The sequence below is a fragment of the Rhodoplanes elegans genome (genome assembly GCF_016653355.1).
GTDB lineage: Bacteria > Pseudomonadota > Alphaproteobacteria > Rhizobiales > Xanthobacteraceae > Rhodoplanes > Rhodoplanes elegans.
The window spans coordinates 1-14,425 of the sequence record NZ_NHSK01000164.1; the positions used below are offsets into that span (position 1 = coordinate 1).

Below are 14,425 nucleotides of genomic sequence, written 5' to 3' on the forward strand. Positions count from 1 at the left end.
ACCCGGGCGATGCCGGGCTCGCCGACGCGGCGGCCGCGGCCGACGGCTGCGTCGCCCGCGCCATCGCGCTGTCGGGCGGGTCGCTCCTGGCGTTGCGCGAGAAGGTGGCGGCGCTGCTCGCCGACCTGCCGCGCCCGGACCCGCGCGGCCTGCACGCGCTCGGCGACACGCTGGAGCGGGCCGACCGCGAGACCGTGGAGGCCTTCGTCGACACGGTGCGGGACTGGCTGTCGGCGCAGCTGCGCCGCGGCGCGCCGGCGCCGGCCCGCCTCGCCCCCTACGCCGAGGCGTGGAGCCGGCTCGACGCCGCCGCCCGCGACGTCCTCACCCTCAACCTCGACCGCCGCGCGCTGGTCTTCGCGGTGTTCGGCTGGCTTGCCGAGGCGGCACGGGGTTGATACCCAGGCCCGGGCGAGAGGGCTCAAGAACCTCATGGTGAGGAGCGCTCCGAAGGAGCGCGTCTCGAACCATGTGGCCGCCCTCGTCCTTCGAGACGCGGCCTTCGGCCGCTCCTCAGGATGAGGGCGGATCGAGTTCTTGGCGCGGTCGCGCGCCCGAGAAATTGCGAGCTGCAGAACAATGGCCTCCAAGCGCTACTACCTCACGACCGCCATCGCCTATCCGAACGGGGCGCCGCACATCGGCCATGCCTACGAGGTGATCGCCACCGACGCGATCGCCCGCTTCATGCGGCTCGACGGCTACGACGTGCACTTCCTCACCGGCACCGACGAGCACGGCCAGAAGATGGTGCAGACGGCCGCCAAGGCGGGGCTCGGCGCGCGCGAACTCGCCGACCGCAACGTCGCGCTGTTCCGCGCCATGGACGAGAAGCTGAACATCTCGCACGACGACTTCATCCGCACCACCGAGGAGCGCCACCACCGCTCGTCGAAGGCGATCTGGGAGCGGATGAAGGCGAACGGCGACGTCTATCTCTCGAAGTACGAGGGCTGGTACTCGGTGCGCGACGAGGCGTTCTACGCCGAAAGCGAGACCCAGCTCGATCAGAACGGCACCCGCGTGTCGACCAAGACCGGCACGCCGGTCGAGTGGGTCGCCGAGGAGAGCTGGTTCTTCCGGCTGTCCGCCTATCAGCAGAAGCTGCTCGACCTCTACGAGCGGGTGCCCGACTTCGTGCTGCCGAAGGAGCGCCTCAACGAGGTCGCGAGCTTCGTGCGCGGCGGTCTTCAGGATCTGTCGATCTCGCGCACCACCTTCGACTGGGGCATCCCGGTGCCGGGCGACGAGAAGCACATCATGTATGTGTGGGTCGACGCGCTCACGAACTACATCACCGGCGTCGGCTTCCCCGACACCGACAGCGCCATGTTCCAGAAATACTGGCCGGCCGACCTGCACGTGATCGGCAAGGACATCGTGCGTTTCCACGCCGTCTACTGGCCGGCCTTCCTGATGTCGGCCGGCGTCGCGGTGCCCCGCCGGGTCTTTTCGCACGGGTTTCTGTTCAACCGCGGCGAGAAGATGTCGAAGTCGGTCGGCAACGTCATCGATCCGATCGCGCTCGCCGACGCCTACGGGGTCGACCAGCTCCGCTACTTCTTCCTGCGCGAGGTGCCGTTCGGTCAGGACGGCAACTACTCGCACGAGGCGATCGTCAACCGCATCAACGCCGATCTGGCGAACGATCTCGGCAATCTGGCGCAGCGCTCGCTGTCGATGCTGGGCAAGGCGTTCAAGGGCGTGATGCCGACGCCGGGCGCGTTCTCCGAAAACGACAAGACGATCCTGGCCGCGACCGACGCGCTGGTCGGCAAGGCGCGCGAGCAGATGGCGACCCAGCAGATCCATCAGGTGCTCAACGCCGTGTGGGCCGTCGTCGCCGACGCCAACCGCTACTTCGCCGGCGAAGCCCCGTGGGTGCTGGCGAAGACCGATCCGGTGCGGCAGGGCACGGTGCTCTACGTCACGGCCGAGGTGCTGCGACAGGTCGCCATCCTGGCCCAGCCCGTGATGCCGACGGCGTGCGGCAAGCTGCTCGACATCCTGGCCGTGCCGGCCGACGCCCGCGACTTCTCGCGGCTCGGCGGCCACGAGCGGATCGCGCCGGGCAGCCAGCTCCCGCCGCCGAGCCCGGTGTTCCCGCGCTGGATCGAGCCGGCGACGGAGTGAGAGCGTTGACCGACAGCCACAGCCTGCGTCCTCGTCCCGAGGAGCCCGCGACAGCGGGCGTCTCGAAGGACGCGGCCTCGGAGCCGGCCACGCACGGGCCGCATCCTTCGAGACGCCGCCTGCGGCGCCTCCTCAGGATGAGGTCGGAGTCATTCGGTCGCGGACCGACCGCGGAGTGACCGGAATGCTGGTCGACAGTCACTGCCATCTCGACTTCCCCGACTTCGCCGACGATCTCGACGGGATCGTCGCGCGCGCTCGTGCCGCCGGGGTCGGCCGCATGGTCTCGATCTCCACGCGGGTGCGCCGGCACGATGCGCTCCTGAAGATCGCCGAGCGCTACGACGACGTCGTCTGCTCGGTCGGCACCCATCCGCACCAGGCCGGCGAGGAGCGCGACGTCACGCTGGACGAGCTGCTGGAGCGGGCGACGCATCCCAAGGTCGTCGCGATCGGCGAGGCCGGGCTCGACTACTTCTACGACTACGGCCCGCGCGACCTCCAGAAGGCGGGCTTTCGCATGCATGTCGAGGCGGCGCGGCGAACGGGGTTGCCGCTGGTGATCCACTCCCGCGAGGCGGACGCCGACATGCAAAAGATCCTGGAGGAGGAGGCAGGGCGGGGGCCGTTCACGGCGGTGCTGCACTGCTACACGGGCGGGCGGAAGCTCGCCTTCCGGGCCGTCGAGCTCGGCCACTACGTGTCGTTCACCGGCATCGTGACGTTCAAGAAGTCGGAGGAGCTGCGCGCGCTCGCCGCCGACCTTCCGGCCGACCGCATTCTCGTGGAGACCGACGCGCCGTATCTGGCGCCGGGAAAATTCCGCGGCAAGCGCAACGAGCCGGCCTATGTGGTGGAGACGGCGAAGGTGCTGGCCGAGACCCGTGGCGTGACGCCGGAGGCGTTCGGGGCGCAGACCACGGAGAACTTCTTCCGGCTGTTCGCCAAGACGCCGCGGCCGACGGAGGCGGGGACGTGAGACTTTGACGACGGCCTCCGCTCGTCCCCGCGAAGGCGGGGACCCAGCGCGACAAGACTGGATTCCCGCTTGCGCGGGAATGAGCGGAGTATGGGGCAGGGCGAGTCGACGAACGCGGAGTTCGACATGACGCTGACGGTCACGATCCTCGGCTGCGGCTCGTCGGGCGGGGTGCCGCGGCCGGCGCTCGGCTGGGGCGTGTGCGATCCGACGAACCCGAAGAACCGGCGCCGGCGCTGCTCCCTGCTGGTCGACCGCGCCGGCCCCGAGGGGACCACGCGGGTGCTGGTCGACACCTCGCCGGACCTGCGCGAGCAGCTCATCGACGCCGGGGTCGAGTGGCTCGACGCCGTCCTCTACACCCACGAGCACGCCGACCACACCCACGGCATCGACGACCTGCGCGGGCTCTTCCTCAAGCGCCGCCAGCGGCTCGACTGCTATCTGGACGAGGCGACGTGGCGGGTGATGTTCGCGCGCTTCGGCTATTGCTTCGTCACGCCGCCGGGCAGCCAGTATCCGCCGATCTGCAACGAGCACCGCATCGCGCCCGGTCATCCCGTCACCATCCATGGGCCGGGCGGGCCGGTGACGGCCCTGCCGTTCGTGCAGGACCACGGCGACATTCCCTCGCTCGGCTTCCGGTTCGGCGGCGTCGCCTATTCGAGCGACCTCGTCGACATGCCGGAGGAGAGCGCCGCGCTGCTGCACGGCCTCGATCTGTGGATCGTCGACTCGCTGCGCGACCGCCCGCATCCGAGCCATTTCTCGGTCGGCCAGGCCCTCGCCTGGATCGAACGTCTGAAGCCGAAGCGCGCGATCCTCACCAACCTGCACAGCGATCTCGACTACGCCGAGCTCAAGGCGCGCCTGCCGGCCGGCGTCGAGCCCGCCTATGACGGCATGCGGGTGCGCCTCGCCGACGGCGAGGCGGTGGTGGAGGAGACGGCGCAGGCCCGGTTCTGACGTGGGTGCCGCTGCTGTCGAGACTCAACCGCGCGGCGTCCAGAAGCCGAGCTGCAGGGCGGCGGCTTCGTCTTCCAGCAGCGGGCCGATCACCGCGACGGGGCGCTGGCCTGCGCCGAAGACGGTGCGGCAGGGCAGGTCGAGGGTTGGGTTCTCGGGATGGTCGCCGGTCTGCGCCTTCAGATGGCGCTCGCTCTGGCCATAGACGACGCGGCCGATGCCGGCCCAGTAGATCGCCCCGGCGCACATCGCGCAGGGCTCCGCCGACGTGTAGAGCGTGCAGGTTGCGAGGAATGCCTGCGGGTGGGTGCGCGAAGCGCGGCTCGCCAGCAGGCGCTCGGCGTGCGCCGTCATGTCCCGGCCCTCGGCCGTGTAGCCGTTGCCCTGCTCCATCAGCACGGTGCCGTCGGGGCCGACCAGGATGGCGCCGAACGGATGGTCGCCGCCCTCGCGCGAGCCCCGGGCGACCTCGAAGGCGCGGCGTAGCAAACTCTCGTGGTCGAGGTCGGGCAGGGGATGGCTCATGGCCTCACGCGTCTCGGCGGTCTATCTCTTCAGCGCTCGGATTTCGGCAGCGACCACGGCACCAGGGTCCGTTGCGCGAGCCCGACCAGACGGAACAGCACGAGGCTGATCGCGACCAGCACGACCAGCCCCGCGAACGCCGCCGGGATCTTGAAGAACGAGGTGGAGAACAGGATGAAGAAGCCGAGCCCGCGCTCGGCGGCGACGAACTCGGCGACGACGGCGCCGATCACGGCGAGCGTGGTCGAGATCTTCAGCGCCGAGAACAGGTGCGGCACCGCATAGGGCAGGCGGATGTGGAGAATCTCGCGGTTGCGCCCGGCGCGCAGCGAGCGCGACAGCTCGATCAGCTCCTCGGGCGTCGACAGGAGGCCCGTGACGGTCGAGACGACGATCGGGAAGAACGTGATCAGGAACGTGATCGCGACACGCGGCAGGTCCGAGGCGCCGAGCGTCACGACGATGATGGGCGCCACCGCGACGATCGGGGTCGACTGCACCACGACTAGCATCGGATAGAGGGTGCGCGACAGCAGCCGCGACGAGGCGAGCGCGACGGCGAGCGGCACCGACACGACGATGGCGAGGACGTAACCCATCAGCGCGACCCGCAACGTCGCCCAGATGTGCCCGAGCCAGACGTCTACGGGCGTCGCCAGCCCGGCCGACAGGATCGCGCTCGGGGCGGGGAGCAGGAAGGACGGGATGGCGAACAGATGCGTCGCGCCCTCCCACGCGGCGAGCGCCGCCGCGAAGGCGATCGCCGGCGCGAAGCGGTCGAGCCAGACGAGAAGCGTCGTGCCCACGCCGACGGCGGGCGTCGACGCGGGAGCGTCGGCATCCGGAACGACGGTCTCGGAGGGGGCTGCGGTCGTGTCCGTCATGGCGGCCTCACGCGGCTGCGGGGCGGGTGAAGAGGGTGCCGCGGATATGATCGGCGAGCGCATGGAAGGTCGGGTCCGTCAGGGTGGCGAGGGAGCGCGGGCGCGGCAGCGGGACGTCGAGGATTTCCCGCACACGGCCGGGCCGCGGCGTCATCACCACGATGCGGTCGGCGAGCAGCACCGCCTCCGGGATCGAGTGGGTGATGAACAGCACGGTCTTCGGACGCTCCGACCAGATGCGCAGGAGCTCGAAGCTCATCTCGTCGCGGGTGAGCGCGTCGAGTGCCGAGAACGGCTCGTCCATCAGCAGGATGTCGGGGTCGAGCAGCAGCGCTCTCGCGATCGCGACGCGCTGCTGCATGCCGCCGGACAGCTCGTCGATGCGCTTGTCGGCGAAGTCTGCGAGATCGACCAGCGCGAGCAGCTCGCGGGCGCGCGTGCGTTCCGCCTCGCCGACCCGCCCGTACTTGTGGCGCATCGGGAACGTGACGTTGCCCAGCACGTCGAACCACGGCAGCAGGGTCGGACGCTGGAACACGATGCCGATCTCGTCGCGCGGCTCGGTCACCGGCATGCCGTAGATCTCGACCGACCCGTGGGTCGGCGCGATCAGGCCGGCGATCAGCCGCAGCAGCGTGGACTTGCCGCAGCCGGACGGCCCGAGCACGGCCACGAACTCGTGACGGCCGATGTCGAACGAGACTCCGTCGAGCGCCGTCACGGCGCGGCCGGCCGCGGTCTCGAAGACCTGGCCCGTTCGTTTGAAGGAGATCACCGGGGGCTGCATGATCGGTCCTTGTGAGGTCGATGTGAGAAGGCCGCGCGATTGAAGTGCCTTGTCTCCGCCCTCGCCCTGAGGAGGCTGCGAAGCAGCCGTCTCGAAGGGCGAGGGCGGCCCGGACCGGGGCCCGGGCCGCATGGTTCGAGACGCGGCCTGCGGCCGCTCCTCACCATGAGGGCAGAGGTGGGCGAGCTACTGCAGTCCTCACTTCGCCGCGGCGCGGTCGACGACGGTCTCGGGGTCGAGCTTGTCGAGCGGCAGGTTCTGCGCCTTGGCGACCCACTCCCACGACGTCTTCAGGAGCGCGGCGTCGAACGCCCCGTCGCCGTCGCGCTTGGACACCTCGTTGACCATCAGCGGGATCGACGAGACGAACTGCTTCTCGGCCGTGGCGACGTCGATCTCCGGCACCATCGCCTTCAGCGCCTCGGCCGCGGCCTTGGGATCGGCGATCGCCATCCGGGTCGCCTCGGCATAGGCCTTGACGAACTTCTTCACGACCGCGGGGCGTTCCTTCAGCATCTTCTCTGAGACGAACAGCGACAGGCCGTAGCCGTCGTAGCCGTAGTTCGACCACGGCAGCACCGCGAGCTTCTTCTTCGCCTCGCCGACCGGACCTTCGAAGGCGGCCGCGACCGTCACCCAATTGATGGTGGCGACCACCTGGCCGGCGGCCAGCATCGGGGCCAGGGCGCCGGGATCGACCTTCAGGAGCTGCACGCTCGCCGGGTCGATGCCGTTGGCGCGCAGCACCAGCGGCCACGCCACGTTGGAGGACGAGAAGGTCGCGGTCGCGATCTTCTTGCCGGCGACGTCCTTCAAGCTGGTGATGCCCGAGCCTTCGGTGGTGAAGATCGCGTCGGCCTGCTTGGTGTAGATCGAGTACACGGCCTTCACGGGCACGCTCGTCTCGGCCTTGGCCTGCAAGAGCGCCGCGAGCCCGCCGGTGCCGATGTCGGCCGCGCCGGTGCCGAGCTTGGTGACGACGTCGCTCGAGCCGCGGCCGCTCTGGATCACGACGTCGAGCCCTTCGGCGGCGAACAGGCCCTTCTTCACCCCGAGATAGGGCGCCGCCTTGTCGCCGGCCGGCAGCCAGTCGATCATGAAGGTGACCTTTTCGGCGGCTCGGCCGGGGGTGCCGAGCAGCACGGCCAGCGACAGCGCCAGCACGGTGATCCGGGTCGCTCTGCCTGTCATCGAGTCCTCTCTCGTTGTTGAATTCTGGTGGCGAAATCGTCGGCGGTGAGATCGTCGGCGATGGAATGGTCGGCGGTGACGTATTCAGTGGTGGCGTGCTCGACGCGGCGTCTCGCCGTCGTCGTCGTGAGGAACGGTGTGATCGCCTCGGCCAGAAGCCGCGGCGCGACGAGCTGCGGGGCGTGACCGGTCGGCAGCGACACGACGGCGGCGCCCGGCACCAGCGCCTGCATGCGTCGCTGCAAGATCGGGACCACGGAACGATCGGCCGTGGCCTCCACATAGAGCCGCGGCACGCGACCGAAGCGCGCGGCGGTGAGCCGCGGCCGCACGGCGCGGCCGCCCTCGGGCTGCGGCGTGAGTCTTCGCGCGGCGCTGCGGGCCGTCTCTGCGGGACAGTCGTGATAGAAGAAGGCGAGTGCCGCGGCCTCCGGCACGGTGCTGCTGCTGCGGTCGTCGGACCAGACGAGATGCGGGCCGATGCCGGCCGCCTCCGGATGCTCGCCGATCGTGCCGCGCACCAGATCGGCGAACGCCATGCCGTCCGGCAGCATCATCCCGGTCACGTAGACGATGCGGGCGACGCCGTCGGGATCGGCCTCCGCCACCTGCGAGGCGACGAGGCCGCCGCCCGAATGGGCGACGAGCGACACCGGTCGCCCGATGCGCGCCATCGCGGCGCGCACGTGCCGGACATGGAGATCGAGCGACACCGGCTCGGTCGCCGGCGTCGTCCCGTTGCCGGGCAGGTCGAGCGCCTCGGCCGCGAGCCCGGCGGCGGCGAGCGCGGGCACGAAGGCGTCCCACGCCCAGGCGCCCTGCCAGGCGCCGTGGATCAGCAGCACCGGATCGAACCGCATTGCCGTGCCCGCGCGCAGAACCGCGCTCAAGCGTAGGTCCGGGCGTACATGTCCTTCAGATGCGCCTCGACGGTCGTCGGCGGGTATTTGGGCGTGTCGCCCGGCGCCAGGCAGGTCGGGATGCAGTCGATCGGCTGGTCGGGATTGCCGGTGTAGAAGAACGGCACCGAGTAGCGCTCGCGGCCCGGTACGTTGACGACCCGGTGCAGGGTCGAGCGGTAGCGGGCATTGGTCCAGCGGGCGATCAGGTCGCCGAGATTGACGACGTAGGCGCCCGGGACCGGCGGGGCGTGGATCCAGGTGCCGCCCGCCTCGTCCCACACCTGCAGGCCGCCGATGTCGTCCTGCAGCAGGAGCGTCAGGCTGCCGAAGTCCGTGTGGGCGCCGCAGCCCTTCTCGCCGGGTGCCGCATTGGCGGGCTGGGGCGGGTAGTGCAGCAGGCGCAGCGTCGCCAGCGGGTCGCGGTCGAACACCGAGAAGTGGTCCTCGGGCAGATCGAGCGACAGCGCGATGCCGCGCATCAGCCGCGCTCCGAGATCCAGCATGGCGGCGAAATAGGCCTGCATGGTCGGGCGGAAGCCGGGCAGGTCGGTTGGCCACAGGTTGGGGCCGCGGTTGAACCGCCGCGCCACGACGCGCGGATCGTCGAGCGGCAGGTCTGGGCCGATGTAGAAGCCCTCCTTCAGGTCGGGCGGGGCGCCGGGCTCGAGCGTCTGCCCCTTCAGCGGCTCGTAGCCGCGGTTGCAGAAGGAGAGCGCCTTGTCGATCGCCTGCTTGCGCGCCATCGGCTGGTCGAAGAACGCCTTCGACTCGGCCAGCACGGCCGCGATCAGGCCCTGCGGAACGCCGTGCCCGGTCACGTAGAAGAATCCCTTGTCGAGGCAGGCGCCCCGCAGCGCCGCGCCGACGGCGGCGCGGGTTTCCGGCCGCGATGCGCTGAGACCGGAGACGTCGATGATGGGCAGTTGCGCTTCGGCGATGCGCACGGCGTCGAGGGTAGCCGCCATGGTCAGGTCCTCCGTGACTACGGAGAAAACCCTAGGCGGCGGTGCTGTGTTCGCGAAAGAAGAGAATATGGCTCGGGCCGATGCCGAAACGGCATCAGGCTCGCGCGTTCTCGACCTGCTCGCGGTCGGCGAGCGCTCCGGCGAGGATCTGCAGGAACACGTCGAGCACGGCCGGCAGCGACCGGCCGGCCCGGACATAGACGCCGAGGTCGCTCCACACCGGCCCGCCGCTGTCGAGCGGCACATGGACGAGCCGGCCCTCGTCGAGCTGGCGCTCCAGGCCGACCCGGGTCTGGAACGCGATGCCGGCGCCGCGCTCGGCGAGCTCGCGCATCAGCTCGATCGACGACGCGGTGACGGACGGCTCGAACGAGCGGGGCAGGCGGGCGAGGGCCGGCCCGAGCAGCTGGTTGATCGAGAGGTCCGGCGTCGCCAGGATGATCGGGTGGTCGAGGCAGGCGGCGAGGCTGACGGTCTTGCGCCCCGCCAGCGGATGGTCCGGCGGCATGATGGCGCCGAGCTTGAACCGGCTCACCGCCACCTGGCGCAACTCCGGCGACCGGCGCAGCGCGAAGGCGACCCCGACGTCGGCGTCGCCGGCCGCGATCGCGTCGGGAATCGCGAACGAGCCCATGGTCGACACCGCGACGGTGACGCGCGGCGCGCGCGCCCTCAGCGTGCCGATCACCTCCGGCAGCAGCGCGCCGCAGACGCCCTCCACGGTGCTGATCTTGATGTGGCCGGCGCGGGCGCCGCGCAGCCCCTCGATGTCGGAGCGGGCGCGCTCCAGATCCTGCAGCACCACGAGGGCGTGGCGGGCGATCGCCTCGCCGGCCGCGGTGAGCTTCAGGCCGGCCGGCAGCCGCTCGAACAGCGGTGCGCCGATCTCCGCCTCGAGCTTGAGGATCTGCCGATTGACGGCCGAGGAGGCGACGTTCAGGCGGCGCGCCGCCTCGCGGATCGAGCCGGCCCGCCGGACGGCGTCGAAATACACGATGGCGGCCGAATGGATGCGCACGCGGTCCTCTCGCGACACGGAACAGCCCGGATCTTACCGCGCGAGAACGCCAGTTTCGAACGATTCCGCGCCGCCCGGGCGCCGCGGCGCCCCACGGTGCAACGGCCGGACGAGCCGTCGTGCCACAGTATCGAAGCGGTAAGCATGTCGCGGCATCGTCGACATTATCGGTGTCGCCTAACCGCCCGTTAACCGCTTCGGCGAAATCATGGTCCCGCCGCGCCACCGACGAGGACCGCATGTTCTTCCAGCGAACGACCGCGAAGTCAGTCGCCGTGATCGATGCGTTCCACGCCGCCGCGCCCGGGCTCAGAACCCCGGAGCACACGGTGGCGCAGGCGGCCTTCGCCGGCCTCGCCCAGTCGGTGCTCGACCGTCACCGCACCCGCAGCTACCGCTCGCTGCCGCGCCGCACGATCCGCGACCTCGCGCTGATCCTGGTGCTGGTGCACGACGACCAGCCGTCCTTCGATCGCGCCCTGGTCGCGACCGGCATTCCGGTCGACGACATCATCGCGCTGCGCGAGCGCGCCAGCCGGCGCGACGACCTGATCGAGCGCAGCCGCCTCGCCATGCGGATGGCGCTCGCCGAGGCCCGCGCGGTGCGCCGTGCCGCCCGCGCCGCGACGCTCGCCGCCGCGGTGCCGCTCGACGACCCGCTCGAGGACATCCTCATGGCGCCGGAGCCGGCCTCGGGACCCGGCCGTCTCGCCGCCTGATCCCGCATCACGAGGAACAACGCCGGACGGGCACGGTTGGCCGACGGGGGCCAATCGGAGACCGTGATGTTCCTGCGCATAGATCGCCTGCAGACCGAGCTGCCGATGCCGAAGGAGGCGGATCCCAACGCGGCCGCCGCGTTGCAGGAGCTGCTCGGCGGCAAGTACGGCGAGATGTCCACGCTCGGCAACTATCTGTTCCAGAGCTTCAACTTCCGCAGCAAGTCCAAGCTGAAGCCGTTCTACAGCCTGGTCGCCAACATCACGGCCGAGGAGCTCGGCCATGTCGAGCTCGTCTCCACCGGCGTCGCGATGCTCAACAACGGCCCCGGCGACCCGGAGGACTACGACATCGGCGCGGCGCCGTTCGAGGACATGAAGGACATCCGGCTCGCCGCGTCGTTCCTGTCGAACGGCGGTGGCGCCATGCCGATGAACTCCAACGGCGCCTCGTGGAACATGGACTTCGTCACCACCACGGGGAACGTGATCTTCGACCTGCTGCACAACTTCCATCTCGAATGCGGGGCGCGGCTGCACAAGCTGCGCGTCTACGAGACGCTGACCGACCCGACCGGCCGCGAGGTCTGCGGCTACCTGCTGGTGCGCGGCGGCGTCCACGCGCACGCCTATGCGCTGGCGATCAAGAAGCTCACCGGCGTCGAGATCGAGAAGATGCTGCCGACACCGAACATCCCGACCGACCGGATTCCCGAATCCGCCAAGTACCTGGAGGAGGGGTCGCACCGCCGGCTCTACCGCTTCAGCCCGGACGACTACAAGGAGATGGCCGGCATCTGGGGCGGCGGCGAGCAGGCGTTGCCCACCGATCCGAAGGGCACGCTGGAGGTGGTCGACGGGCCGCCCGAGGGCGGCAAGATCCCGGAGCTGGAGGGCACGCCCTCGGCCTTCGCACCCGACTACGCGCCCGAGGAGATGTACGAGATCGCCACCAAGCTCTGGAAGAAGTCCCGGTAACGGCGGACGCGCGCCTGCCGGTATCCGCGGGGCGGTCGGGACGGAAGTCCCGGCCGCCCCGTTGCATTCGGGGCGCCGCGCCCCTATAAGCGCGCCATCTCACACGCGGATTCCGTAGGCTTCGTGCCGTCCGGTGGCGTCGGGCGACCCTTTCGCGTTCACGCGAAAATCGTCCGGGCTACATGATCCGCGGAGGAAAAACCGGAGAAGAAACAATGGCGCTGCCTGATTACAGCATGCGCCAGCTCCTCGAAGCTGGCGTGCATTTCGGCCACCAGGCCCATCGTTGGAACCCGAAGATGAAGGATTACATCTTCGGCGCCCGCAACAACATCCACATCATCGATCTCGCCCAGACGGTGCCGCTGCTGCACCAGGCGCTGAAGACGATCTCGGACACGGTCGCCCGCGGCGGCCGCATCCTGTTCGTCGGCACCAAGCGCCAGGCCCAGGACATCGTCGCCGACAGCGCCAAGCGCTGCGCCCAGTACTACGTCAACTCGCGCTGGCTCGGCGGCACGCTGACCAACTGGAAGACCATCTCGGAGTCGATCAAGCGGCTGCGCAAGCTCGACGAGATGCTCGCCTCCGGCGAGGCCCAGGCCTACACCAAGAAGGAGCGGCTGACGCTCACCCGCGAGCGCGACAAGCTCGACCGGGCGCTCGGCGGCATCAAGGACATGGGCGGCCTGCCCGACCTCCTGTTCGTGATCGACACGAACAAGGAGGACATCGCGATCAAGGAGGCCAAGCGCCTCGGCATCCCGGTCGCCGCGATCGTCGACACCAACTGCAACCCGGACGGCATCACCTACATCGTCCCGGGCAACGACGACGCCGGTCGGGCGATCAGCCTGTATTGTGACCTCGTCTCGCGCGCCGCCATCGACGGCATCTCGCGCGCCCACGGCGAGGCCGGCATCGACATCGGCGAGGCCGAGGCCCCGATCGTGGAGGACCTGCCGGCCGAGACCGCCACGGGCGGCGTCGGCTACGAGCAGCTGTCGGGGCCGCGCGGCGTCGCCGACGACCTCAAGAAGCTCACCGGCGTGTCGCCGGCGATCGAGCGCAAGCTCAACGACCTCGGCATCTTCCACTACTGGCAGATCGCCGCCTTCGGCCCCGATGCGGCGAGCCATGTCGGCGACGCCGTCGGCCTGCCGGGCCGGGTCGAGAAGTGGATCGCCAAGGCGAAGGAGCTCAGCGCCGAGGCCGAGTGACGACAAGGCGGCGCCGGGCAGGGGTCCGCGCCGCCTTCGACCCGTATGCGCCGCCGCCGGTCCGCCGGCCGGCGGCGCCGTCACGGTGACGTCAAGTTAGTCGTGGATGCCCGGGGCCGGCGCGGCCGGACGGGTCCGGTCGCCGACCGGACGATCCGGTCCTCCGACCGGACCCGCGAGCGTCCCGTCCAGAGGACAATTCGAAATGGCGAACATCAGCGCTTCCTTGGTGAAAGAGCTCCGCGACAAGACCGGCGCGGGCATGATGGACTGCAAGGCCGCCCTCGGCGAGACCAACGGCGACCTCGAGGCGGCGGTCGACTGGCTGCGCAAGAAGGGCCTCGCCAAGGCCGCCAAGAAGGCCGGCCGCATCGCCGCCGAGGGCCTGATCGGCGTCGCCGTGAAGGACAAGAAGGGCGTCGTCGTCGAGGTCAACTCGGAGACCGACTTCGTCGCCCGCAACGACCTGTTCCAGGGTCTCGTCCGCATGGTCGCCCAGGTGGCGCTCGACGTCGGCACCGACATCGAGAAAATCGCCGCCGCCAAGGTCGGCGACACGACGATCGCCGAGGCGCTGTCCTCGGCCATCGCGACGATCGGCGAGAACATGACGCTGCGCCGCGCCGCGGGCCTCGAGGTGTCGCAGGGCGCCATCGGCCAGTACGTGCACTCGTCGGTCGGCGAGGGCCTCGGCAAGATCGGCGTGATCGTCGCGCTGGAGTCGCCCGGCAAGACCGACGAGCTGGTCGCGCTCGGCCGCCTCGTCGCCATGCATATCGCCGCGTCGAACCCGCTCGCGGTCGACGAATCCGGCGTCGATCCGGCCGTGGTGGCGCGCGAGAAGGAAGTGCTGGCCGACAAGGCGCGTCAGCAGGGCAAGCCCGACAAGGTGATCGAGAAGATCGCCGAGTCCGGCATCAAGACCTTCTACAAGGAGGTCTGCCTGCTCGATCAGCCCTACATCCACGACACCGGCAAGACCGTCGCCCAGGCTCTCAAGGAGTCCGAGGGCAAGGTCGGCGGCGCCATCAAGGTGACGGGCTTCGTGCGCTACGCCCTCGGCGAGGGCATCGAGCGCAAGGAGTCGGACTTCGCCGCCGAGGTCGCGGCCGCGGCCGGGCAGGGCTGATCTCCTCGATCGTGATCGCGGCGCGGCCC

Annotated in this window: 14 protein-coding genes and 1 pseudogene; 8 read left to right on the plus strand and 7 right to left on the minus strand. The window is 70.1% G+C overall.

Annotated elements, in window-relative coordinates; translation table 11 throughout:
- The 4 genes and pseudogenes from CCR97_RS20480 to CCR97_RS20495 all read left to right on the plus strand — a co-directional run.
- A pseudogene (locus CCR97_RS20480) lies at positions 1-398 on the plus strand (DNA polymerase III subunit delta'); the annotation flags it as partial.
- Between the two features lie 181 nt (positions 399-579).
- Positions 580-2,133 carry a methionine--tRNA ligase gene (gene metG / locus CCR97_RS20485; RefSeq protein WP_201159793.1) on the plus strand — a complete coding sequence of 518 codons (1,554 nt, stop codon included), beginning with the start codon at positions 580-582 and terminating at the stop codon, positions 2,131-2,133.
- Between the two features lie 184 nt (positions 2,134-2,317).
- Positions 2,318-3,112: a TatD family hydrolase gene (locus CCR97_RS20490; RefSeq protein WP_111359296.1), complete on the plus strand. Its 795-nt coding sequence runs from the start codon at positions 2,318-2,320 to the stop codon at positions 3,110-3,112.
- Between the two features lie 126 nt (positions 3,113-3,238).
- On the plus strand, positions 3,239-4,078 hold the full coding sequence (locus CCR97_RS20495; RefSeq protein WP_111359301.1) for an MBL fold metallo-hydrolase: 840 nt from the start codon (positions 3,239-3,241) through the stop codon (positions 4,076-4,078).
- A 24-nt stretch (positions 4,079-4,102) separates the two neighbouring features.
- On the opposite strand, the gene CCR97_RS20500 is transcribed toward CCR97_RS20495, so the two are convergent.
- The 7 genes from CCR97_RS20500 to CCR97_RS20530 all read right to left on the minus strand — a co-directional run bounded on the left by CCR97_RS20500 (position 4,103) and on the right by CCR97_RS20530 (position 10,350).
- Positions 4,103-4,603, minus strand: a complete 501-nt coding sequence (locus CCR97_RS20500; protein ID WP_111359297.1) for a nucleoside deaminase — start codon at positions 4,601-4,603, stop codon at positions 4,103-4,105.
- Between the two features lie 29 nt (positions 4,604-4,632).
- Positions 4,633-5,487, minus strand: a complete 855-nt coding sequence (locus tag CCR97_RS20505; RefSeq protein WP_111359298.1) for an ABC transporter permease — start codon at positions 5,485-5,487, stop codon at positions 4,633-4,635.
- Positions 5,488-5,494: 7 nt separating this feature from the next.
- Positions 5,495-6,274, minus strand: a complete 780-nt coding sequence (locus tag CCR97_RS20510) for an ABC transporter ATP-binding protein (RefSeq protein WP_111359299.1) — start codon at positions 6,272-6,274, stop codon at positions 5,495-5,497.
- 198 nt (positions 6,275-6,472) lie between these two features.
- Positions 6,473-7,465 carry an ABC transporter substrate-binding protein gene (locus CCR97_RS20515; protein ID WP_111355713.1) on the minus strand — a complete coding sequence of 331 codons (993 nt, stop codon included), beginning with the start codon at positions 7,463-7,465 and terminating at the stop codon, positions 6,473-6,475.
- Positions 7,462-8,355, minus strand: coding sequence for an alpha/beta fold hydrolase (locus tag CCR97_RS20520; protein WP_201159794.1), 894 nt, complete (start codon positions 8,353-8,355; stop codon positions 7,462-7,464). The genes CCR97_RS20515 and CCR97_RS20520 overlap by 4 nt, the downstream gene beginning before the upstream one ends.
- Positions 8,352-9,332: an isopenicillin N synthase family dioxygenase gene (locus CCR97_RS20525; protein WP_111355711.1), complete on the minus strand. Its 981-nt coding sequence runs from the start codon at positions 9,330-9,332 to the stop codon at positions 8,352-8,354. Before CCR97_RS20525 ends, CCR97_RS20520 begins: the two co-directional genes overlap by 4 nt.
- A gap of 94 nt (positions 9,333-9,426) precedes the next feature.
- Positions 9,427-10,350, minus strand: coding sequence for a LysR family transcriptional regulator (locus CCR97_RS20530; RefSeq protein ID WP_111355710.1), 924 nt, complete (start codon positions 10,348-10,350; stop codon positions 9,427-9,429).
- Positions 10,351-10,589: 239 nt separating this feature from the next.
- On the opposite strand from CCR97_RS20530, the gene CCR97_RS20535 reads away from it, so the two are divergent.
- The 4 genes from CCR97_RS20535 (at position 10,590) to tsf (ending at position 14,396) form a co-directional block, all read left to right on the plus strand.
- A complete protein-coding gene (locus CCR97_RS20535; RefSeq protein WP_111355709.1) occupies positions 10,590-11,069 on the plus strand; it encodes a hypothetical protein in 480 nt (159 codons plus the stop codon).
- 66 nt (positions 11,070-11,135) lie between these two features.
- On the plus strand, positions 11,136-12,047 hold the full coding sequence (locus CCR97_RS20540) for a manganese catalase family protein (protein WP_111355715.1): 912 nt from the start codon (positions 11,136-11,138) through the stop codon (positions 12,045-12,047).
- Between the two features lie 215 nt (positions 12,048-12,262).
- The gene (locus CCR97_RS20545; RefSeq protein WP_111355708.1) at positions 12,263-13,267 is read left to right on the plus strand and encodes a 30S ribosomal protein S2; all 1,005 of its coding nucleotides are present in this window, start codon (positions 12,263-12,265) and stop codon (positions 13,265-13,267) included.
- 205 nt (positions 13,268-13,472) lie between these two features.
- Complete coding sequence (gene tsf / locus CCR97_RS20550; RefSeq protein ID WP_111355707.1) at positions 13,473-14,396, plus strand: translation elongation factor Ts; 924 nt, start codon at positions 13,473-13,475, stop codon at positions 14,394-14,396.
- Positions 14,397-14,425: the final 29 nt, after the last annotated feature.

Bases quoted from the DNA above. Each gene is read 5' to 3' on its own strand.
- CCR97_RS20535 (WP_111355709.1), top strand. From the start codon at position 10,590: ATGTTCTTCCAGCGAACGACCGCGAAGTCAGTCGCCGTGATCGATGCG.
- CCR97_RS20510 (WP_111359299.1), bottom strand. From the start codon at position 6,274: ATGCAGCCCCCGGTGATCTCCTTCAAACGAACGGGCCAGGTCTTCGAG.
- CCR97_RS20515 (WP_111355713.1), bottom strand. From the start codon at position 7,465: ATGACAGGCAGAGCGACCCGGATCACCGTGCTGGCGCTGTCGCTGGCC.
- CCR97_RS20495 (WP_111359301.1), top strand. From the start codon at position 3,239: ATGACGCTGACGGTCACGATCCTCGGCTGCGGCTCGTCGGGCGGGGTG.
- CCR97_RS20500 (WP_111359297.1), bottom strand. From the start codon at position 4,603: ATGAGCCATCCCCTGCCCGACCTCGACCACGAGAGTTTGCTACGCCGC.
- CCR97_RS20505 (WP_111359298.1), bottom strand. From the start codon at position 5,487: ATGACGGACACGACCGCAGCCCCCTCCGAGACCGTCGTTCCGGATGCC.
- CCR97_RS20540 (WP_111355715.1), top strand. From the start codon at position 11,136: ATGTTCCTGCGCATAGATCGCCTGCAGACCGAGCTGCCGATGCCGAAG.
- CCR97_RS20545 (WP_111355708.1), top strand. From the start codon at position 12,263: ATGGCGCTGCCTGATTACAGCATGCGCCAGCTCCTCGAAGCTGGCGTG.
- CCR97_RS20490 (WP_111359296.1), top strand. From the start codon at position 2,318: ATGCTGGTCGACAGTCACTGCCATCTCGACTTCCCCGACTTCGCCGAC.
- CCR97_RS20525 (WP_111355711.1), bottom strand. From the start codon at position 9,332: ATGGCGGCTACCCTCGACGCCGTGCGCATCGCCGAAGCGCAACTGCCC.
- tsf (WP_111355707.1), top strand. From the start codon at position 13,473: ATGGCGAACATCAGCGCTTCCTTGGTGAAAGAGCTCCGCGACAAGACC.
- metG (WP_201159793.1), top strand. From the start codon at position 580: ATGGCCTCCAAGCGCTACTACCTCACGACCGCCATCGCCTATCCGAAC.